This is a genomic window from Sphingomonas sp. IC081 (assembly GCF_006874585.1).
In the GTDB taxonomy this organism is placed as follows: Bacteria; Pseudomonadota; Alphaproteobacteria; order Sphingomonadales; family Sphingomonadaceae; genus Novosphingobium.
Window position 1 is genome coordinate 216,039 of record NZ_CP029761.1, and the last position, 18,497, is coordinate 234,535.

Sequence of the window (18,497 nt, forward strand, 5' to 3'; positions counted from 1 at the left end):
GGACGTCGCCATGTCGTTGCCCTAACCGCCCAGCGGGATTCGTCGGTTGGCATCGCTCGGAATCACCCGTATTGAATGCGCGGGTCGGTCGGCGGTGCATCCGTTCAATGGGGCCAGGGGAGATTCTGATGGAAATGCAGCAGGTTCGCTATTTCACTGCGGTGGCGCGAACGCTCAATTTTACGCGCGCCGCAGAAGAGTGCAACGTCACTCAACCCGCTCTGACGCGGGCCATCAAGCAGCTTGAGTTTGAATTGGGCGGCGATCTTATCCGGCGCGAAGGGCGCAACACGCATCTCACCGATCTTGGCAACAAGATGCTGCCGATATTGCGCCAATGTCATGAAGCGGCGCTGGCAGCGTCCGCTTTGGCAAAGGCTGTCAGCAAGGGCCAGATTTCCACTTTGACCATGGCGGTGGCGCGATCGCTCGACACCGCTCTGATCATGGGCCCTTTGCAGGAACTCTATCCGGTTTTTCCCGGCATCCAGATCAAATTGAAGCGCAGCAATGCGATGGAAATTGCGGCGATGCTGAAATCGGGCGACGTTGATATTGCCATCGGTGGCCCTCTGAATGAGACTTGGGATCGGCTTGAGGCATGGCCGATGTTCAATGAATCCTTCGAGCTGGTCGTTGGTTCCGGCCACGCTTTGGCCATGCTCAATTCTGTCGATCTTGATGTCGAACTGATCCGAGGAGAACAGTTTCTGCTGCTGAGCGGCGCCGATCTCACGGACTATGAACGGGAACGGCTCGGTACGGTTGGAATCAACCTGATCAATGCCCATGAGGTTGATTCAAGTCACGATATGGAGACCATGGTAGCCGCAGGCTTCGGCATCGCCGTTGCCCCCAACCATGCCTTGCGTTCGGCCCAGTTGCACAGGCTCAACTTGTCCGGCTTGGATGTGGAACGCACCGTCGCGGTCTATACGGTGGCTGGGCGGCCGAAATCGCGCGAAACCTCGGCCTTGCTCAATTTGCTACGGGGAAAGCACTGGGAGTAGCCATTACGGCTTCGGCTGCCATGCGAAGGTCTTCGATTTCAAGCCGGCGGCGGTAATCAGGATCGACATGGCGTGCCGTGATTAAGCCGTTTTGCGCCACCACAAAGACCGATGGGATTGGCATGATCCAGCCATCCTGATTCTGAAACTTGGGAATATCCAAACCCAATCCCGCGATCAGCGAAGCCATGGCGTCATCGACCCAGATCGCGAGATTGAGTGACAGGGCGTAGCCATTGCCAATGTCGGTCAGGAACGGAAAATTCCCGCCCGATTCCGTCTTCATCGCTCTGGTGTGGACTTGCGTTTCGGCCGATATCGCAACGATCTGAACCGGGGCGATTGCCTCTTCGATCCCAGACAAGCCGATTGCGTTGAGGCGGCAATAGGGGCACCAATGCCCGCGCAGAAAAGTGATCACCACCGGCGCCACCTCCAGCATCTGCTGAAGGCTGACCAAACGGCCCTGATCGTCAGGCAAGATGAAATCCGGCATCGGCTCACCAACCTGCGGCGCGCTGACACCTGCCTTGGCCTGCTCCAGGCGGTGAATGAAATCATCGACCTGCTGGCAGTAAGTCGGTGAAAGCTCCTCCATTCTTTCGGCGACGAAGCGAAGCTTCTCGCCAAGTGTGCCGTAGAGGTTGCGCGCTTCTTCAAAGGTGCTTTCGAGAGCGGCTGTCAGCGTTTCCGCCATGTGTGTTTCCCTGCCCGTGCCTGTTGCCATCGTATCTCTGGCTATACTGTTTGGGCAACGGTCTACAGCACCCGGCCAGAATCGAAAATGCCGCAAGGTTATGACTGTCATGTCGGAATGCGATTTCAGTTGCGGGGGCTGAACGGGCAAATGGCGGCGCGGGAACACATCCTCGCCCCAATTTCGCAACCGTAAAGGAGCCCTCCGTGAATAAAATGCTAACTTCGCTGTCCGCCATCATGATGATTGCACCGACCGCTGTTGCCGCGCAGGCCCCTGATCAGCCTGCTGCAACCACGATCGCGCCGACCGCAACCGCGCAAGGCGTTGTGCGGATCCGCAGCCTGTATGGCATCGACGAGACCGTGCGTCGGCTGAAGGCCGATATTGCAGACAAGGGCATCCGGTTTTTCACCGAGATTGACCAGTCACAGCTGGGCGCGGGCGCCGATATCACCATTCGCCCGTCGCGCTTGATCCTGTTTGGTAATCCGCCGCTCGGCGTGCAGTTCTTGTCGTCCAACCCCTACTCGGGTCTCGATTGGCCGGTGCGGATGCTGATCCTTGAAGAAGCCGATGGCAGCGTCAGCGTGGCCTGGACCGAGTTCGGCTACATCGCCAACCGCTTCGACATCAAGGACCGCGATGCGCAGTTTGCGATGGCCAATGCGGTTGCCATGTCGATCGCGTCGAGCGTCACCCGGTGACCATTCCGGTTGCCAGTGCGGCGTTTCTCCTGGCAGCCATATGCGCCGCGCTGATGGGCTTTGCCATCCAGCGCGGCGCAACCTGCATGGTCGCGGCGGTCAATGAAATTGTCCACGACCGAAAGCCGAACCGGTTGTTGGCGATGGCGGAAACCTCGCTGTGGGTCGCCGGCGGGCTGCTCACCGCGCGCGCGCTTGGCGTGCTCCCGCAGTTTCCGGGCGGTTTTGCATTGACCGGCTGGACGCTGCTGGGCGGCGCGTTGCTGGGCGTAGGCGCGCAGATCAACCGCGCCTGCGTGTTCGGTTCGGTCGCCCACATTGGTTCGGGCAATATTGCTTACCTCACCAGTCCATTTGGCTTTTATGTTGGAGCGGTGACATTTGCCCCGCTCTTCGCGGCGATGCGGCCGGAACCGATGGCAACGTTGGCACCTGCGTCGACCTTGCCGATGTGGCTGGCGCCGCTGTTTCTGGCCTATGCAGTGTGGCGACTGGTGACGATTTTTCGCGATCCGCGCCGGGAGGGTTTCCACTGGCGAACCGTCTGGCGGCCGCATGAAGCGACGATTTTCATCGGCATCAATTTCGTGATCCTCTTCGTGGTCGCGGGCGCCTGGGCTTACACCGATCTGTTCATTCAACTTGCGGCGGGCATGGCGCCGGCGGCGGTGGTGCAGAGCCTGCTGCTGCTCGCATTGCTGGTTGGCGCGTCGATCGGCGGCTGGACGGCCGGGGCGTTCAACTGGCGCTGGCCGAGCTGGCGTTTGATGCTGCGGTGCTTCCTCGGCGGCATGTTGATGGGGTGGGGCAGCTTGCTGATCCCTGGCAGCAATGACGGGTTGATCCTGGTCGGCCTGCCCTTGCTGTGGAGCTATGCGTGGGTTGCCGTGCTGGTGATGTGCGTGACGATCTGGGCGGCGATCCTCGCCGAACGCCGATTTTTGCGGCCGTGAAGGATCATTCAAGGCGCAGTTTTGGCCGAGCGCGGGCTGCGGCGACGCTGACGGCGGCGGCCTGGCGTATACCGCCATGGATGATCAGCGCGGCTGCCGACCGTCGCAGCCATGAGCGCGCATTTTTCCGGGCGATCAATCGAGGCTTCGGCCTTTCGGTCGAATGGCACGGCAGCATATCCGCGCAGGCAGGTACCCTGTTTGTGATGAACCACATCAGCTGGGCCGACATCCCGGTCATGCTCTCGCTGCTCGATGCCGATTTTGTCGCTCGCGCTGACCTGCGGAACTGGCCGGTCATCGGCAGGTTGGCTCAGCGCCTTGGCCCGGTGTTCGTCGAGCGGCAGCGCAAGGGCAGCACTCAGGGGCAAGTCGAGGCGATCCGCGAACGGCTGGCGTCGGGGCGATCGGTAATCCTGTGTGCCGAGGGCACAACCTCGGATGGCAGCGGAATTCTGCCGTTCCGTACCAGCCTGTTCGCGGCGGCCGATGCAGCCATCGCGGTCCAACCCGTCATCCTCGCCTATCTCGCCCGTGATGGGACTGCTCTAACGCCGCAGCGCCGACGCGAAGTGGCCTGGATCGGCGATGATGACCTGGTTTCGGGCGCAGCGCGTCTGTCGCGGCAGATGACGCTGGCGCGCGCCGTTTTCTTGCCGCCTGCCCCAATGGAAAACGACCGCAAGACTCTAGCCGCGCGCGTTCGCCAGCAGATGCTGGAAGCCTATGCCGCCGCGACAAACCGATCCCGATAGCGCTGCGCAATGGCGCTGGTGGGCATCACGATGAACACATCGGTGGTGTTGAATTCATGGTCGACGACTGCGCCATCGCCAACCATCGCGCCGACCCTGAGATAGGCCTTGATCAGCGGCGGCAGCTTGCGCATCACTTGGCGCGGATCGTAGGAGCCGTGCGGCAATTGGGCCATTTCGACAAAGCGATCCTCCAACGCCCGAACTCTCAGGGCGGGCGGCGCGAGATGATGGTGGTGCAGATAGGATAGCGTATCGGCGTGCTGTGCAGGGTCGGTGCCGTGAAAGCTGCCGCAACCGAACATCATGCTGATCTGGTTGTCTTCAAGGTATTGGGCGATCCCGCGCCACAGCAGCTGAATGGTTGCGGCGTTGCGATAGCCAGCTGCAACGCAAGACCGGCCCAGTTCCAGCAATTCACCCGCTCCGCCTGCAAGCGGGCTGAGGTCATATTCCCCCGCGCTGTAGAAGCCTGAGTGCCGCTGCGCGACACTTTGGCGCAGCAGGCGATAGGTGCCCACCACCCGGCAGGCCCCGGCGCTGGAGTCTTCCACCAGCAAGTGGTCACAAACCGCATCATAGGGATCAATGTCCAAGGCGCGGCTATGGGAAAGATTGGCACCCAGCTCGCTGCGAAAGACATCCCAGCGCAATTTCTGTGCCGCTTCGATATCGGCACAATCGCTCGCCAGGCGAACAGACAAACCGGATCGTGCCGGGCTCGGATCAAATCCGTGCGGCATTGAGTCTTGCTCAATCATCTGCGTGCGATCCTGCGCGCCCATCAGTCCATCCATTTTCCAAAAGCAGACTGGCACCTTGCATGAAATCTGCAAGGTGCCAGCAAGCCATTTTTATGCAGCGTCAAGACTATTTGTCTTACTGCATCGCGCTGCGGGTTTCCGCTTCATCATTGTGCACATCCGAAGAGTACAGCACCGCCACGGTCGTGCCGGTGTTCTTCCACCAGTGGGTCACACCATTGGTTTCGGTGGAAACCTCACCAGCGTTGTGCACGATCGGCACCTTGCAGGCCGAGCTGTATTCGGTGACCGAGCCGCTGGCGGTGAAGATCAGCGCCGGACGATCCTTGTGGCTGTGCATCGGCACCACGCCGCCCGGTTGAAGCACCAGCATCCGCAGACGCAGGCTGCGGCCCGCAACGCTGATCTCCGGGCCCAGATCGACAGTGCCGAGCACCGAGTCAGTCACGTCCGAAGGCATGGTCGCGGCACCCTTGAGCGGGTTGGCGCCTTCCTGGCCCAACGGGCACGAGCCAGCCAAAGCGGGAGTGGCCATGCCGGCCAAAGCAACCGCAGTCGCTACTGCAAGAATCTTCTTCATGGTTTTTCCTTCTGATAGAACAGGTTCGTCACCCAAATGAAGCAAGGGCAGCGATTATCTGTCCCCGGCGACGAGGCTACCAATTAGGACTGAAAGGGTGGGACAGCCATTCGCTTGTCGGCATGGCTTCGATGATCAAACGGCATTTCAGCCAACCGCCAACCATCGGCATATCCCGGTCATCGAACCACAAGGGAATATGTCCATGCAAGCCTCAGCAACGCCCCAAACCACCGCGCCGCTTCATGGCCGGGTTGCCATTGTCACCGGCTCGACCAGCGGGATCGGCCTCGGGATTGCCCGCGCCCTCGCCTCGGCAGGAGCGGACATTGTTCTCAACGGCCTTGGCAATCCGGAAGATATCGAAAGAACCCGCAGCGAACTTGCGCAATCTGCCAATGTCCAGGTTGCCTACAACGCAGCCAACCTGCTCGACGGGGGCGAGGCGGCACATCTGGTGACCAGCACGATCGCACAGTTCGGCAAGGCTGATATCCTCGTCAACAATGCGGGGATCCAGCATGTGAGCCCGATCGAAGATTTCCCGGTCGATAAGTGGAACGCCATTCAGGCGCTCAACCTGTCGGCCAGCTTCCACACCACCCGCGCCGCGTTTGGGGCAATGAAGGCGGCTGGATGGGGCCGGATCATCAACCTCGCTTCGGTCCACGGCCTGATCGCTTCCCCTTACAAGAGCGCCTACGTGGCCGCCAAGCACGGGGTGCTCGGCCTGACCAAGACCGTCGCCCTGGAAGGCGCGCAATTTGGCATCACCTGCAATGCGGTCTGCCCGGGCTACGTCTGGACGCCGCTGGTGGAAGCGCAGATCGACGATACCGCCAAGGCGCGCGGGATCAGCCGCGAAGATGTGATCAACAACGTCCTGCTCGCCGCCCAGCCGACCAAACAGTTCGTCACGGTTGAAGAATTGGGCGCGGTTGCGGTGTTCCTGTGCGGCGATGCTGCGCGCTCGATCACCGGCGTCGCCTTGCCGGTGGATGGCGGCTGGACTGGGCAATGACCACCGACAAGCGCCCCCATGTCGTGATCGTCGGGGCCGGCTTTGGCGGTCTTGCGGCGGCGCGTGGTCTGCGCAATGCCGATGTCGACATCACTTTGATCGACAAGCGCAACCACCATCTGTTCCAGCCCTTGCTGTATCAGGTTGCAACCGCCGGCCTTTCGCCAGCAGAGATCGCGGCCCCGATCCGCAGCATCGTTAAGGGCAGCAAGAACACCCGGGTGGTGCTGGATCGTGTTTATGGCATCGACGCCGAGCATACGCGGATCATCCTCGGTGATTGCGAGCCGATGTCGTATGACTGGCTGGTGATCGCGACCGGCGCGCGGCACAGCTATTTCGGCAAGGATGCCTGGGCGCCCTTTGCCCCCGGCATCAAGACGGTGGAAGATGCCACGGCAGTGCGGCGCAAGATCCTGCTGGCGATGGAGCGGGCCGAGATCGAGCAGGATCACGACAAGCGCCATGCCCTGCTGACCTTCGTGATTATCGGCGGTGGGCCGACCGGGGTCGAAATGGCGGGCGCGATCGCGGAGCTTGCCCGCCGTTCGGTGTCGAATGATTTCCGCACCATCACGCCGCATTGCTCGAGGGTGATCCTCGTCCAGAGCGGTGACAGGCTATTGCCCGGCTTCCCAGAGAGCCTGTCGGCCAAGGCCCAATTGTCGATCGAGCAACTGGGCGTGGAAGTCCGGCTCGGCCAGAAGGTTGAGGCCGTCGATGAAATGGGCGTGACGGTCGGCCAGGAATTCATCCCGGCCGGGACCGCGATCTGGGCCGCCGGGGTGCAGGCATCGCGCGCGGCGGAATGGCTTGATGTTCCGGGCGACAGGGCGGGCCGGGTGATCGTTGGCCCCGATTAGTTGGTGCCGGACCGGGACAATGTGTTTGTCATCGGTGACACGGCGGCCTGCACCGATGCCACGGGACGAATGCTGCCCGGTGTGGCGCCGGTCGCCAAGCAGCAGGGCGAACATGTCGCCAAGTGCATCAAGGCGCGCTTGAAAGGTCAGCCGCTCCAGCCGTTTACCTACCGCGATTACGGCAATCTGGCGACGATTGGCCGCAATCACGCAGTGGCAGATTTTGGCCGCGTCACAGTGTCAGGCCATGTCGCCTGGTTGTTGTGGTGTGTGGCCCACATCTGGTTCCTGTCGGGCTTTCGCAACCGCTTCGTGGTCGGTGCCAGCTGGTTCTGGAACTACCTGACATTTGCCCGCGGCGCGCGGCTCATCACCGGCGATGTCGCGCCTGATCTGCCCGCCACGCTGGTGCCCCGTCCGGCACTGCGACCGCTTAGCTTTTGAATTCGCGAAGGGATTAATCATGACGAAGAACTTGAAGAAAGAAATCGCCGGCCTCGGGCAGACCGTGCTCGTATTTCAGGGTGGCGGCGCGCTGGGAGCGTATCAGATCGGGGTCTATCAGGCGCTGCATGAAGCCGGGGTTGAACCCGACTGGGTGATCGGCACCTCGATTGGCGCGATCAATGCCGCCCTGATTGCCGGCAGCGCGCCCGCCGACCGACTGGACAAGCTGCGCGAGTTCTGGAGCCGGGTCGAGCATGGGCAGATGTTTGACGGGCCCTTCGCCAATCTGTTCAGCCCGCTGCGCACGATGAGCGCGGTGATGCAGGGCATTCCCGGCTTTTTCGCGCCCAATCCGCTGGCGTTCATGGGTCAGCGGATGCCGCTGGGGCCAGAGGCTGCCGGGTATTACTCGGTGCAGCCCCTGCGCGATACGCTGGCCGATCTGGTCGAATTCGATCTGATCAACTCAGGGCCAACCCGGCTGACCGTTGGCGCGGCGAATGTCCGCACCAGCGACATGCACTATTTTGACTCGCGCGACATGCCCATCGATATCCGCCACATTCTGGCATCAGGGGCATTGCCGCCCGCCTTCCCGGCCGTTCGCATCGACGGCGAGTTGTATTGGGATGGCGGCATCGTCTCGAACACGCCGGTCGAGGTCGTGTTTGATGACAACCCCCGACAAGACGCCCTCGTTTTCGCGGTCCACCTGTGGAACCCGCATGGCAGCGAACCCAAATCGATCTGGGAAGTCACCAACCGGCAGAAAGACATCCAGTATTCCAGCCGCGCCCACGCGCATATCAAGCGCCAGCGTCAGCTGCACAAGCTGCGGCATGTCGTTCAGGAGCTTGCGGGGTTGGTACCAGCCGGAACTATCCCCGCTGACGAGCTCTCCAAGCTGACCTGCTATGGCTGCTCAACCCGGATGCATGTGGTCCGCTTGCTTGCGCCGCAGCTCGACCATGAAGATCACACCAAGGATGTCGACTTTAGCCCGCGCGGCATTCGTGAACGGTGGGACGCCGGCTATGCCCACACCAGCGAGATGCTTGCCAAAGCACCCTGGCGTGACGCGAGCGATCCGCTGGAAGGGTTCATCCTCCACGAGTCCGTCGCTGGCGAAATGATGGACGTCCCGAGCGCCTGACGCGGGCGATCCGCTTCAGCCTCGGCAAAGCGGCCCCGTCGCAGAAACAATCAGCATTTCACCAAGCGGTGAAAGGCGCAGAGCCCCCTCTCTGCGTCATCACGAGAAGCACGTTCAATAACAGGAAAGGATGACCCGATGGCCAACACTACAAAAGCTACTACCCCGGCGGAACCAGCAGCCCAGCCCACGCCGGCCGCAATGCTGACGACATCGGCCCAGCAGGCGATGACCATGGCCCAAACCCGGTTTGAAGACGTCGCCGCCAAATCGCGCGAAGCGATGGAGATGGGCCTCAAGGCGGTCGATGTCGCGGCTGCAACGTCGCGCAGCAATGTCGATGCCCTGCTCGAATCCTCGCGCATGGCCTCTGGCGCGTTGGAAGCCATCGCCCGGGACGTGGCCGATTATGCCAAGCAGCGCGCTGACCGCACCACCGCCGCCGCACGGGCGTTGACCGAGGCCAAGTCGGTGCCCGAGCTGGTGCAAATGCAGGGCGATTTTGCCCGCGCGGAATTCGCTGCCGCGATTGGTGAGACCGCTCGCCTGTCTCAGGCGATGTTCGCCGCGATGGGCGGGATTTTCGCGCCATTGCAGCAGCAGGCGTTGGCCACCGCCAAGAGCATGGAGCCGTCGCAGGACGCGTAACGCGGGTCGGAGGGTCGTCGGGCGCGCCTTCTATGGGCGGCCTGCCCGACGACCCTTCTGCAAAGAATCAAAGTCAAGGGAGAAGAAACAATGGGGCGCGTGGCAATTGTTACGGGCGGAACCCGGGGAATCGGTGAGGCTGTGAGTGTCGCTCTGCGCGATGCAGGCTACCGGGTTGTGGCCAGCTATGTCGGCAATGTTGAACGCGCGAGGTCTTTTGCCGAGCGCACGGGGATCGCGATCTTTCAATGGGATGTTGCCGATCATGAGGCATGCGAGGCTTCTGCGGGTGCGATTGCCGCCTCCCATGGCCCGGTTGATGTTCTGATCAACAACGCCGGGATCACCCGCGATAGTTCGGTGCTGAAGATGTCGCGGCAGGATTTTGACGCGGTCGTCGACACCAACCTTGGCGGCAGCTTCAACATGGTCAAGGCGGTCTTGCCCGGTATGCGCGAACGCGGCTGGGGGCGGATCGTCAATATCGGATCGATCAATGGGCAGGCGGGCCAGTTTGGCCAGGTCAATTATTCAGCCGCGAAATCAGCATTGCATGGCTTCACCAAGGCCTTGGCGCAGGAGACGGCGCGCTATGGCGTCACCGTCAACACGGTCGCGCCAGGCTATATCGCCACCGACATGGTCGCGGCGGTTCCCGAGGAACAGCTCGCCAAGATCATCGCCAAGATCCCGGTTGGCCGCTTGGGCGAAGCGCATGAAATTGCGCGCATGGTGGACTTCCTGTGCGCGGAGGAAAGCGGCTTCATCACCGGATCGACCATCAGCATCAATGGCGGTCAGCACATGTATTGATCGGGGGCTGCACCGCCTTAGGCGAGGAAGCGCCGCAAGGCATCCATCGCCAAGCGGTGCAGCCCATCGGTGTGGAGATTGGAGGCCAGCGGATGCGAGCCGAAGCGCACCATGATCAGCCCGGTGTCCATGTCGATCAGAACCCTTTGGCCAAACACGCCGAGCGCGCTGATGCTCGAATGGGCGTCATGCGACACCCACCATTGGCTGCGATAGGAACCCGCCGAACGCGCGACATAGCTGGACGCGGCGAACAATTGGCGGTCACCGCCACCCACGATGCTGGCGCGGGCGGGGCTTGGGATCTGGTCGCCCTCAGCCACCATCAATGCGAGGCGCGCCATGTCGCGCGCGGTTGCATTGAGCCCGGAGGCGGCGATTTCGTCGCCCGCCAGATCAACGAGGATATGCCCGTCGTCGCAGCAACCGGCGGGATGCCACAGCCGCTGCGCAAACAGATTGGCCAGCCGCTGCCCACTCGCGCGCGCAATCACCCAGCCCAGCGCATCGGCCACCGGGGTGCGATAGGCAAAGCCGCAGCCGGGCGGATGGTCGCAATGCGTGAATTGCAGCAGCGCCGCGCGTGCGCCGAAATTGGCCTGCGCGGGCGACCAGTAACTGGCCGAATAGCGGTGCACCATGGCATCGGGATTGGCGTAATCCTCGTCGAACGCGGCGCCATCGGTCATGTCCAGCAGATCGCGGACGGATGCAGCGGCAAAGGCGGTTTGCGAGAATTCCCGCACATAAAGCGCGGCAGGTGCCGCGCTGTCGAGCGTGCCATCGGCGATCAGCATTTCCGCCAGCAGTCCGACAAAGGATTTGCTGACCGAGAAGCTGTGGTGCGGCGTCGCCGGGGTCATGCCGTTGTGGTAGGCTTCGTGGATGATCGCGCCTTGCTTCAGGATGATCATTGCGTCGCAATAGGTACGGCGTTCAAATTCGGCCCAGGTCATCGGCTGACCAGCCTCATCATCGAAGCATAGCTGGTCGAGCGGGGCGGCTTGAACGGTCAGCGCGCGCGGCGACGGGCTTGGCCGCAAGGCTCGCGACGGAACCAATTCCCGCGTATGCTGGAACCCCCACCGGGAGTAAGGATAGATCCGCCAATTGTCCCGCGTGACACGGCGCTCGGCGGGCAAGTCCTGTCCTTGGCCTATGCCCGCAGCGGGCCAATCGATCGGCGGGGGCAATGTCATCGCGTGATGGGATAGCGCGCAACCAGTGATTTTTCACGCTGCCATTGCTGCAAGAACGCCCGCCAGCTTTCGGGCCGGGCGCCGCGCTTGCGATTGGCTGCGCCGATGGCGAACAGCAGCGAGAACTGTCGGCACAGGGTCCACCACGCTTCGCCCAACCTCATGCGGCTATCCCAGATGTGGGTCATTTCTGCGCCTGCACCATTATATTCGATGATCGCGAAATCCTCACCGCGCTGGAACGCGGCGAAATCAGCAAAGCGCACGTCGAAGCGTCCGAAGTGAAAGCCGGGAATGGCATCGGCAATCCGATCAAACCGAGTCTCCATGGCCGGCGCAATATGGGCCGCGCCATTGCGAAAGATCGCGCCCTTCGAATGGCTTCCCGAAAACACCAGCCTCTGAACAGTGCCGGCAGGCAGCACATCGTCGAGCTGATGCCGGAACCGTGCCAGATAGAGTTGCGGCACCCGGCCTGCGCGCGGATCCCTCTCAATCAGTTCGCGCAAGGTGGAATGACCGTCACCCGTAACCTTGGGAAAATACTTCAGCGTTAGCGAGACGATGCGGCCACGGCTGGCACCGGGCTGGCGAACGTAAAACACACCCGCCTCGCCCTCCACATCGACCATGCGTTGCAGCAGGAATGTCTCGCCGCAGGGAAAGTCTTCGAGATAGCGGGCCAGATCGTTGGCTCCCCGGATCGGCTGCACCCCGGCCCCGCGGCAGCCAATGTCAGGCTTGGCCACCAACGGATATTCGAGTCCGGCGGCGGCCAGTTGTGCCGTGATCTGCGGCAGGGCGGCGTGGGGCTCCTCAGACGTGCGTGTGACTACCACATATCCGGGCAGATGCGCCCGCTCTGGCCCCGTCAGGCGCGCGAACAGCTCGCTTTTGCGTTCTCCGACCAACCCTCCCGCCGGAAACCCGACATTGGCGATGAGCGGCAGACGGATGCTGCGATATCGCACCATCAGCCCCACGATCCACAGCCACACCGGCGCATAAAACAGCCAGGCCGGCCAGAATTCGAAATGCGACAGGGGCGGGCCGCCGCCGAACGCGGGCATCGCCTGCAGGGCAGTGGGTTCGCTATCCTGAGGCATTTTCATGCTCCGACTCAAGGAAGCGCGTGTGTTGCTGTGAGCGGGCAATACTGTCGGCATGGATCGCAGCGAACAATTGGCGTTGGATATTGCTGCCGCCAACGCGATGAACGCGCCCTTCAACCTCGCTAAATGCTGCGACTGCAGCCGGATAATCTCCGCGCGCATGCAGCGCGATGCCTCGAGCCAGTCCGAATGTTTCGGATCGCTCGTGCAACGCCCGTTCGAGCCGTTGCGCTTCGGCAGAGTGGCCACTTTTTAGCAAGGCGATCAGATAGTGCAGATCGAGAAAGCCGTTGATCCGATCATCCACGCGGTCGCCGATGACATGGGCAATGTCTGACCACCGCGCGGCGGGAACGACGCCGCGCAGATCCAACCGCATCAGCAGCGAAATGGCATTGATCTGGTCTTGCGTGTGGCCCTTTCGCACGCCCCAAACGCGCTGATCATAAATGGCCAAAGCGAGGTCTGGATCGCCAAAGTCCAGCTCAATCAGTGCAAGGTGCCACCAGTTATGGGTCAGCATGAATGATGAGCATCGCTCCCAGCTGCCGGAATGATCCTGAAGAAACGACCGGGCTTCGCACGGTTGGCCAAGCGCAGCGAGGGCATGGGCGACAGCATGTTGTGCCCAGGGATCGCGGTCGGGATTGCGTGCGACCGCCTGCCGCGCGTAGCGAAGCGCCGTTTCAGCCTCTCCCGCCTGTTCCAGGGCAAAGGCAAGCAATCCGCCAGCATAGCCACTTGGCTTCGCGATCGCGTTGGTGAATTGCGCTGAGTGCACCATGCCGCGGACGTCGCCGATCGACAATTCGAGGATCTGGCAAAACTTGGCAGCGACGAGATCCTCCGGGGCTAAAATGAGCACCTCGCGCCAAGCAGCGACAGCGCTACGCTCATCGCCCTCCCACCAGTGGGCAATGGCTGCGAGGGTCATGGCTTCGCGCGGGTTGCACCGGCCCTTTAGTCGCTGCGCAGCCGCAAGGTGCGGTGCGGCCTGCGTCTGGCCTTCGCGGGTAAGCTGGGTGAGGAACAGCGCCGCCGCATAGGCGTAAGCCAGCGCGCATTCCGCATCTGCCTCGGTTGCATCGAAGATCACCCTCGCCCCGGCGCCGTGGCTCAGCAACTCTTCGGCAAATTGATGGATCGCAGCGGTTGCGGCTGCCGAAGAGGTGGTGATCGCAAGATTCAGGAATCCGTCATTCATCGCGTAGCGCCGATCATGTCAGTGCCGGGCCTCGGCGTGGGCCTGAAAACCAGCGCGGCGCCAGCAGCGCCGCTGCTGCCAGCACCACTCCGGCAGGCAGTGCTGCCGCCAAGAGATGCTGCGCCTCCGCCGCTCCGGCAAGCCAGGCGATTGCAAACAACCCGCCGGTCCAAAGCGGCGTGGTGAGCACGATAATGGCGGCCACAGGCGCAAAGGGCGCAGCGATCAACCCGCTGGCGGTGTAGATTGGTAATCGCGATCCGGGCAGGAACCGGGCCGCGAACACCAAGGCCAGCACCCGGCCCGCAATCCAGCTTTCTGCCCGCCGCACGTCAGGCCGGGCACGCAACTTTCGGCCAATGCCGGTGCCGGCGCCCCACCGGCCTGCGGCGTACAAGGCCAGGTCGCCCGTGGCTGTGCCCAGGATGACCGCTGCGACCGCAATGACCGGATCGGCCGGGGTCTGCGCAACCAGCACTCCGGCGGCAATCGTCGCCAGATCCTCTGCGATGAATGTCGCTGCGAACAGCCCAAGCCCCAGCAACCACGGCTGGTGCTGGGCCAAGGTCAACAGGTCGGCCAGCATCTTAGCCGCGCCCGCGCAGGCGCAGTGCCGTCTGGGCAATGGTGTCCCGGCTCAGCCACAATAGCAGCGCCGCCGCCACCCACACGCCGCAAGCCAGCGCGAACAATTCGCCGCCATCGTGGGTGCCATCGGTGTTGAGCACCGAAACGCCCAGCGGTGTGAAAAGGTGAAAGACAATCGCCCCCGAAATTACCCCCATTGCCATCAAGGCCCCAACGGGGCGCAAGACGCGCAACCGCAGGGACAGCCCCGCCAGCAGCAACGCCGAGGCAATCAATTCCCCCGTGCCGACCACATATTGCGAAAAAATGCCGGACGGCGCGAACAGGCCAGCGAACCCGAGCGAAGCCCCCCAAGCCTCCAGCGTGCCAAAGATATACTGCGTTTCCGGCGAATTGCTGAATTTGAAGAACAGCGACTGGATGAACACAAACGCGATATACAGCGTCAGGGCGATGGGCAGGTAGCGGCGTATCACAGCAGGTCCTTCGCGTTAGGGGCGATGCGCTGCCTTAGCCAGCGAGCGCGTGGAAGCTGAAATAGGCTTTGGTTATCGTATCAATGCCGGATGCGCTGTCTCGGGCGTCGGCTTTCGGCTAGGCGTGAAACTTCGAGGCCTTGTAATCTCCGATTAGAATCGACCAGATGTCTGCAGAGAAGGCCTTCTGGCGATACGTCGAAGTTGGTGACAAGAATCGCATCCCGGTACGACGGGATCGCTATTCAATGATGGCTATTTGGTCCCCAATCGCGAACAAAGGGGGTGTACTCAAACGAACTGTGCCGAAAACTTTCACCGTGGTCTGATCGCTCGGATGCCGCTCATTTGCGCGAAATCCCACCGGAATCAGAACCATAACTCGACAGTCGATGAGCCTGAAAAGCTGGATAAACAGACGCACTTTGAAACCGGCTTGACCGGCACACCCTACGCGACAAATCGCATCGGTTAAGCAACTGATATAAAATCATAATATGGCATTTATTCAACATGGCAGCTTCTCAGTCAATTCTGACTTGCCAAGCATGAAGCCTTCGACGGCAAATCAGTTGATCGAGAAAAAGGCGGATTTCCGACATTCGCAAGTCTCTTGACGTCCGAATTGAACATAAGTAGAACATTCGTGCCTTTCGCAGTGTGTTCCAGGCTCCACCACCATGGGGTCCAACATGACACGCAATGTTTCCATCCAAACCTACCTGCCCAAGCATGTTGCTGCCTGGGTTCAGGATGAGGCCAACCGTGCCAAGCAGAGCCGTAGCCAGTGGATCGGCGCGATCGTAACGGACCTGTTTCAGGGCCAGGAGTTCCGGGAGGAAGGCCGCAGGAACGTCGAGCATATCAACCGGCAGTTGACCTTCATTACCGTCGCGCTCGATGGCCTGCTTCTCGAACATCCGGACAAATCCCTTCGCGGCCGGGTCCACGAAGCACACCGGCGCAAGGTAACAGAGGCCGACCTGGAGCAGGGGCGATGATCCGGCGAGCAGGATCAATGTTGCGCGAGAGCGAGCAGCTCGCGCAGCCATTTGCCAAGCCCACTGTGACAGAAACCGCGCTCGAGCCAATCTCCGTCCGGATCGCGGATGCCATTCGGTTGACCGGTATCCGGCGATCCAAGCTCTATGAACTGATCGCTTCTGGTGATCTGGAGACGGTCAAAATCGGCCGGTGCACTCTGGTCCCGGTAGCGAGCCTGCGCGCTCTGATCGAGCGCGCGAGGCAAGGGCTGTTATGATGCGCTGTGGCCGAACTTGGGACGCAGGATGGTTGCGCCGTCGCGCAGCTGATCGATGTAGTCGGACCAGTGCTGCATCATGCGCACCCGCTCTTCCCAATACTGGCCACGGGCGTAAGCGCGGCGGATCGAGTTGCCGTCCGCGTGGGCAAGTTGGCGTTCGATGGCATCGGGGTTCCAGATGCCCATCTCGTTGAGCAAGGTGGCGGCCATGGCGCGAAAGCCGTGACCGGTCATCTGATCCTTGCTGAAACCCAACCGGCGTAATGCGGCGTTGATCGTGTTGTCCGACATAGGGCGGTCGAGCGCCCGCAGCGACGGAAACAGGAAAGCGCTGTAGCGGGCGTCGTGTTCGATTTCACCGATGATCGCCAAGGCCTGCCGTGAAAGCGGCACCGCGTGAGGGCGGCGCATTTTCATCTTGTGGTCGGGGATCGTCCAGACCGCCTTGTCGAAATCGAACTCGCTCCATTCCGCCCAGCGCAGCTCGCCAGGGCGGACGAACAGGTGGGGCAGCAGGCGCAGCGCGATCCGGGTCAGATCGTTGCCGTCGTAGTCCTCGACCGCACGAAGCAGTCCGCCTGCTTCCGTTGGGGTCGTGATCGCAGCGCGGTGAGTGGTGCGCGGGGTGACGAGCGCACCGCGCAGGTCCGAGCAGATGTCCCGCTCGGCCCGTGCCGTGGCGATGGCATAGCGGAACACTTGGCTGCACGTGCTGCGGATCCGATTAGCGGTGTCGTACCGCTTCGACGCCTCGACCTTCTTGAGAACAAGCAGCAATTCGTGGGCGGTGATTTCGGAAATCGGACGTTTACCCAAGGCCGGGTAGGTTTGCGCCAGCAACCAGCGGGCTTTCTTGAGGGTAATGGCGGCGAGACCTTCCTTCTCGATCTTCTCAAGCCATTCCTCCGCCACAGCCTGGAACGTGTTGGTGGCAGCGATCGATTTGGCGATCTTGTCCAGCTTGGCTTGTTCAAGCGGATCAAGCCCCTTGGCGAGCTTGCGGCGCGCTTCGAGCAGTAGCTCGCGCGCATCGCCCAGCAGAATCTCCGGCCAGCGCCCGAACGACAAGGTCCGTTGCTGTCCGCCGAAGCGGTAGTTCATTCGCCAGTATCGGATGCCGGTGGTTTTCACGAGAAGGTAAAGGCCATCGCGATCCGACAGCTTGTAATCCTTATCCTTGGGTCTCGCGTGCTTCACCGCGTTTGCGGTCAGGCCCGTCTTGCGTTTCGCACCGTCCGACATTGATGGACCTCCGAATCCATGTTCGGGGTCCGATCCATCATCCGTACCATCATTGTACCCGGATGCAGGTGGAACCGTCCGAACCGCTGCGGGAGATGATATCAGAAAAAATGCCGAAAAACAGCCGTTTGGTGGACGTTACCGGACGTCTTCAAACGGAGAAATGGAGGCCCGAGCCGGAATCGAACCGGCGTGCACGGATTTGCAGTCCGCTGCGTCACCACTCCGCCATCGGGCCATCCGGTGTGGAGGAGTGCGCCCCTAACAACGGAATCCGTCGGGCGCAACCGGGGATTCGCTTGTTCGGTGGATTTCCTTGCCGCTGTCCGCATCAATATCGCCCGCGGGAAGCGCACCAGCGGCTGCAATCGGCACTTCCGCCTGCCCCGAAGTTCGCGCTAGATGGTCATGAGGGGGCTGTTCCCTGCCTTCACGGAGCATCTTTTCATGATTCTCGGAGCGGTTCTTGCAGGTGGCCGGTCGAGCCGGTTCGGCAGCGACAAGGCGCTGGCCGAGCTCGACGGCCACAGCCTTCTGGCCCTGGCGGTGGATGCCCTGTCGGGGTGGTGCGAGCATGTCGTGGTGACCGGGCGGGAAACCGCCCCGGCGCCGACCCTGCCGGATTGGCCGCGCGCGGACATGGGGCCTCTGGGCGGGCTTGCCGCCGCCATGCGTCATGCGCAGGACGAGGGGTATGACCATGTCCTGAGTTGCAGTGTCGATGCCGCATTCCTGCCGGACGACTTGCTCGAACGATTGGGGCCGGCGCCCGCGTGTCTGGCCGCGCAGCCGGTGATCGGCATCTGGCCCACCTCCGCGACGGGGGTGCTCGAGGCCCTGCTGCATAGCGAGGACCGCCATTCGATGCGGCGCTTTGCCGATCTTGCCGGTGCACGTCTGGTCGAGGCGGGGATCGCTATCCCCAACGTCAATACACCGGATGACCTCGCGGCGCTGGCCCGCAAGGGGTGATCGCCCCGGCCCATGCGCCGCGACATGCC

General features: G+C 62.0%; 23 protein-coding genes and 1 tRNA gene. 13 read left to right on the plus strand and 11 right to left on the minus strand.

From position 1 onward, the window contains the following. Positions 1-128 precede the first annotated feature (128 nt). Positions 129-1,010, plus strand: a complete 882-nt coding sequence (locus tag DM450_RS01145) for a LysR family transcriptional regulator (protein ID WP_185928668.1) — start codon at positions 129-131, stop codon at positions 1,008-1,010. Here DM450_RS01145 and DM450_RS01150 read toward each other — a convergent pair. Continuing rightward, positions 979-1,707 (minus strand): peroxiredoxin-like family protein, encoded by a 729-nt coding sequence (locus DM450_RS01150; protein ID WP_185928669.1) that lies wholly within the window; start codon positions 1,705-1,707, stop codon positions 979-981. The genes DM450_RS01145 and DM450_RS01150 overlap by 32 nt on opposite strands. A gap of 215 nt (positions 1,708-1,922) precedes the next feature. Between DM450_RS01150 and DM450_RS01155 the strand changes: the two genes are divergently transcribed. After that, the gene (locus tag DM450_RS01155; RefSeq protein ID WP_260610364.1) at positions 1,923-2,414 is read left to right on the plus strand and encodes a DUF302 domain-containing protein; all 492 of its coding nucleotides are present in this window, start codon (positions 1,923-1,925) and stop codon (positions 2,412-2,414) included. After that, positions 2,411-3,367 (plus strand): YeeE/YedE thiosulfate transporter family protein, encoded by a 957-nt coding sequence (locus tag DM450_RS01160; RefSeq protein WP_142632238.1) that lies wholly within the window; start codon positions 2,411-2,413, stop codon positions 3,365-3,367. Before DM450_RS01155 ends, DM450_RS01160 begins: the two co-directional genes overlap by 4 nt. A 4-nt stretch (positions 3,368-3,371) precedes the next feature. Here the strand turns inward: DM450_RS01160 and DM450_RS26045 are convergent, their stop codons facing one another. Next, positions 3,372-3,608, minus strand: a complete 237-nt coding sequence (locus tag DM450_RS26045) for a hypothetical protein (protein ID WP_221889486.1) — start codon at positions 3,606-3,608, stop codon at positions 3,372-3,374. Between DM450_RS26045 and DM450_RS01165 the strand changes: the two genes are divergently transcribed. Then, a complete protein-coding gene (locus DM450_RS01165; RefSeq protein WP_221889444.1) occupies positions 3,574-4,122 on the plus strand; it encodes a 1-acyl-sn-glycerol-3-phosphate acyltransferase in 549 nt (182 codons plus the stop codon). The genes DM450_RS26045 and DM450_RS01165 overlap by 35 nt on opposite strands. Here DM450_RS01165 and DM450_RS01170 read toward each other — a convergent pair. After that, positions 4,092-4,907 carry a GNAT family N-acetyltransferase gene (locus tag DM450_RS01170; protein WP_260610047.1) on the minus strand — a complete coding sequence of 272 codons (816 nt, stop codon included), beginning with the start codon at positions 4,905-4,907 and terminating at the stop codon, positions 4,092-4,094. The genes DM450_RS01165 and DM450_RS01170 overlap by 31 nt on opposite strands. 94 nt (positions 4,908-5,001) lie before the next feature. After that, positions 5,002-5,466 carry a cupin domain-containing protein gene (locus DM450_RS01175; protein WP_142632240.1) on the minus strand — a complete coding sequence of 155 codons (465 nt, stop codon included), beginning with the start codon at positions 5,464-5,466 and terminating at the stop codon, positions 5,002-5,004. A gap of 205 nt (positions 5,467-5,671) precedes the next feature. Between DM450_RS01175 and DM450_RS01180 the strand changes: the two genes are divergently transcribed. From DM450_RS01180 to phbB, 6 genes are all read left to right on the plus strand, one after another. Further along, entirely contained in the window at positions 5,672-6,487 is an 816-nt protein-coding gene (locus DM450_RS01180; RefSeq protein ID WP_221889462.1) for a 3-hydroxybutyrate dehydrogenase, read from the plus strand. Continuing rightward, positions 6,484-7,350 carry an NAD(P)/FAD-dependent oxidoreductase gene (locus tag DM450_RS01185; RefSeq protein WP_260610049.1) on the plus strand — a complete coding sequence of 289 codons (867 nt, stop codon included), beginning with the start codon at positions 6,484-6,486 and terminating at the stop codon, positions 7,348-7,350. The genes DM450_RS01180 and DM450_RS01185 overlap by 4 nt, the downstream gene beginning before the upstream one ends. Before the next feature lie 21 nt (positions 7,351-7,371). Next, entirely contained in the window at positions 7,372-7,794 is a 423-nt protein-coding gene (locus DM450_RS26080) for an NAD(P)/FAD-dependent oxidoreductase (RefSeq protein ID WP_260610050.1), read from the plus strand. 19 nt (positions 7,795-7,813) lie between these two features. Then, a complete protein-coding gene (locus DM450_RS01190) occupies positions 7,814-8,950 on the plus strand; it encodes a patatin-like phospholipase family protein (RefSeq protein ID WP_142632241.1) in 1,137 nt (378 codons plus the stop codon). Between the two features lie 138 nt (positions 8,951-9,088). Then, entirely contained in the window at positions 9,089-9,598 is a 510-nt protein-coding gene (locus DM450_RS01195; RefSeq protein WP_142632242.1) for a phasin family protein, read from the plus strand. 90 nt (positions 9,599-9,688) lie between these two features. Beyond that, on the plus strand, positions 9,689-10,411 hold the full coding sequence (gene phbB, locus DM450_RS01200) for an acetoacetyl-CoA reductase (protein WP_142632243.1): 723 nt from the start codon (positions 9,689-9,691) through the stop codon (positions 10,409-10,411). A 17-nt stretch (positions 10,412-10,428) separates the two neighbouring features. Here the strand turns inward: phbB and DM450_RS01205 are convergent, their stop codons facing one another. The 5 genes from DM450_RS01205 to DM450_RS01225 form a co-directional block, all read right to left on the minus strand. After that, complete coding sequence (locus DM450_RS01205) at positions 10,429-11,367, minus strand: serine hydrolase (RefSeq protein WP_185928670.1); 939 nt, start codon at positions 11,365-11,367, stop codon at positions 10,429-10,431. Between the two features lie 239 nt (positions 11,368-11,606). After that, complete coding sequence (locus tag DM450_RS01210; protein WP_142632245.1) at positions 11,607-12,722, minus strand: D-alanine--D-alanine ligase; 1,116 nt, start codon at positions 12,720-12,722, stop codon at positions 11,607-11,609. Continuing rightward, positions 12,703-13,926 carry a hypothetical protein gene (locus tag DM450_RS01215; protein ID WP_142632246.1) on the minus strand — a complete coding sequence of 408 codons (1,224 nt, stop codon included), beginning with the start codon at positions 13,924-13,926 and terminating at the stop codon, positions 12,703-12,705. The genes DM450_RS01210 and DM450_RS01215 overlap by 20 nt, the downstream gene beginning before the upstream one ends. 13 nt (positions 13,927-13,939) lie before the next feature. Continuing rightward, positions 13,940-14,512, minus strand: a complete 573-nt coding sequence (locus DM450_RS01220; protein ID WP_142632247.1) for a DedA family protein — start codon at positions 14,510-14,512, stop codon at positions 13,940-13,942. Position 14,513: 1 nt separating this feature from the next. Beyond that, a complete protein-coding gene (locus DM450_RS01225; protein ID WP_142632248.1) occupies positions 14,514-14,990 on the minus strand; it encodes a hypothetical protein in 477 nt (158 codons plus the stop codon). Positions 14,991-15,682: 692 nt separating this feature from the next. On the opposite strand from DM450_RS01225, the gene DM450_RS01230 reads away from it, so the two are divergent. Both DM450_RS01230 and DM450_RS01235 read left to right on the plus strand, forming a co-directional pair. Continuing rightward, positions 15,683-15,991, plus strand: coding sequence for a hypothetical protein (locus DM450_RS01230; protein WP_142632249.1), 309 nt, complete (start codon positions 15,683-15,685; stop codon positions 15,989-15,991). A 17-nt stretch (positions 15,992-16,008) separates the two neighbouring features. Further along, on the plus strand, positions 16,009-16,251 hold the full coding sequence (locus DM450_RS01235; RefSeq protein ID WP_142632250.1) for a helix-turn-helix domain-containing protein: 243 nt from the start codon (positions 16,009-16,011) through the stop codon (positions 16,249-16,251). Here DM450_RS01235 and DM450_RS01240 read toward each other — a convergent pair. Beyond that, a complete protein-coding gene (locus DM450_RS01240; RefSeq protein WP_142632251.1) occupies positions 16,246-17,496 on the minus strand; it encodes a tyrosine-type recombinase/integrase in 1,251 nt (416 codons plus the stop codon). The genes DM450_RS01235 and DM450_RS01240 overlap by 6 nt on opposite strands. Before the next feature lie 164 nt (positions 17,497-17,660). Further along, positions 17,661-17,734, minus strand: a tRNA-Cys gene (locus tag DM450_RS01245). A 209-nt stretch (positions 17,735-17,943) separates the two neighbouring features. On the opposite strand from DM450_RS01245, the gene DM450_RS01250 reads away from it, so the two are divergent. Next, positions 17,944-18,468, plus strand: coding sequence for a molybdenum cofactor guanylyltransferase (locus tag DM450_RS01250; RefSeq protein ID WP_142632252.1), 525 nt, complete (start codon positions 17,944-17,946; stop codon positions 18,466-18,468). Positions 18,469-18,497 lie beyond the last annotated feature (29 nt).

Bases quoted from the DNA above. Each gene is read 5' to 3' on its own strand.
- DM450_RS01180 (WP_221889462.1), top strand. From the start codon at position 5,672: ATGCAAGCCTCAGCAACGCCCCAAACCACCGCGCCGCTTCATGGCCGG.
- DM450_RS01250 (WP_142632252.1), top strand. From the start codon at position 17,944: ATGATTCTCGGAGCGGTTCTTGCAGGTGGCCGGTCGAGCCGGTTCGGC.
- phbB (WP_142632243.1), top strand. From the start codon at position 9,689: ATGGGGCGCGTGGCAATTGTTACGGGCGGAACCCGGGGAATCGGTGAG.
- DM450_RS01230 (WP_142632249.1), top strand. From the start codon at position 15,683: ATGACACGCAATGTTTCCATCCAAACCTACCTGCCCAAGCATGTTGCT.
- DM450_RS01210 (WP_142632245.1), bottom strand. From the start codon at position 12,722: ATGAAAATGCCTCAGGATAGCGAACCCACTGCCCTGCAGGCGATGCCC.
- DM450_RS26045 (WP_221889486.1), bottom strand. From the start codon at position 3,608: ATGACCGGGATGTCGGCCCAGCTGATGTGGTTCATCACAAACAGGGTA.
- DM450_RS01235 (WP_142632250.1), top strand. From the start codon at position 16,009: ATGTTGCGCGAGAGCGAGCAGCTCGCGCAGCCATTTGCCAAGCCCACT.
- DM450_RS01220 (WP_142632247.1), bottom strand. From the start codon at position 14,512: ATGCTGGCCGACCTGTTGACCTTGGCCCAGCACCAGCCGTGGTTGCTG.
- DM450_RS01240 (WP_142632251.1), bottom strand. From the start codon at position 17,496: ATGTCGGACGGTGCGAAACGCAAGACGGGCCTGACCGCAAACGCGGTG.
- DM450_RS01215 (WP_142632246.1), bottom strand. From the start codon at position 13,926: ATGAATGACGGATTCCTGAATCTTGCGATCACCACCTCTTCGGCAGCC.
- DM450_RS01165 (WP_221889444.1), top strand. From the start codon at position 3,574: ATGAACCACATCAGCTGGGCCGACATCCCGGTCATGCTCTCGCTGCTC.
- DM450_RS01205 (WP_185928670.1), bottom strand. From the start codon at position 11,367: ATGACCTGGGCCGAATTTGAACGCCGTACCTATTGCGACGCAATGATC.
- DM450_RS01185 (WP_260610049.1), top strand. From the start codon at position 6,484: ATGACCACCGACAAGCGCCCCCATGTCGTGATCGTCGGGGCCGGCTTT.
- DM450_RS01150 (WP_185928669.1), bottom strand. From the start codon at position 1,707: ATGGCGGAAACGCTGACAGCCGCTCTCGAAAGCACCTTTGAAGAAGCG.
- DM450_RS01145 (WP_185928668.1), top strand. From the start codon at position 129: ATGGAAATGCAGCAGGTTCGCTATTTCACTGCGGTGGCGCGAACGCTC.
- DM450_RS01195 (WP_142632242.1), top strand. From the start codon at position 9,089: ATGGCCAACACTACAAAAGCTACTACCCCGGCGGAACCAGCAGCCCAG.
- DM450_RS01170 (WP_260610047.1), bottom strand. From the start codon at position 4,907: ATGGGCGCGCAGGATCGCACGCAGATGATTGAGCAAGACTCAATGCCG.
- DM450_RS01190 (WP_142632241.1), top strand. From the start codon at position 7,814: ATGACGAAGAACTTGAAGAAAGAAATCGCCGGCCTCGGGCAGACCGTG.
- DM450_RS01175 (WP_142632240.1), bottom strand. From the start codon at position 5,466: ATGAAGAAGATTCTTGCAGTAGCGACTGCGGTTGCTTTGGCCGGCATG.
- DM450_RS01155 (WP_260610364.1), top strand. From the start codon at position 1,923: ATGCTAACTTCGCTGTCCGCCATCATGATGATTGCACCGACCGCTGTT.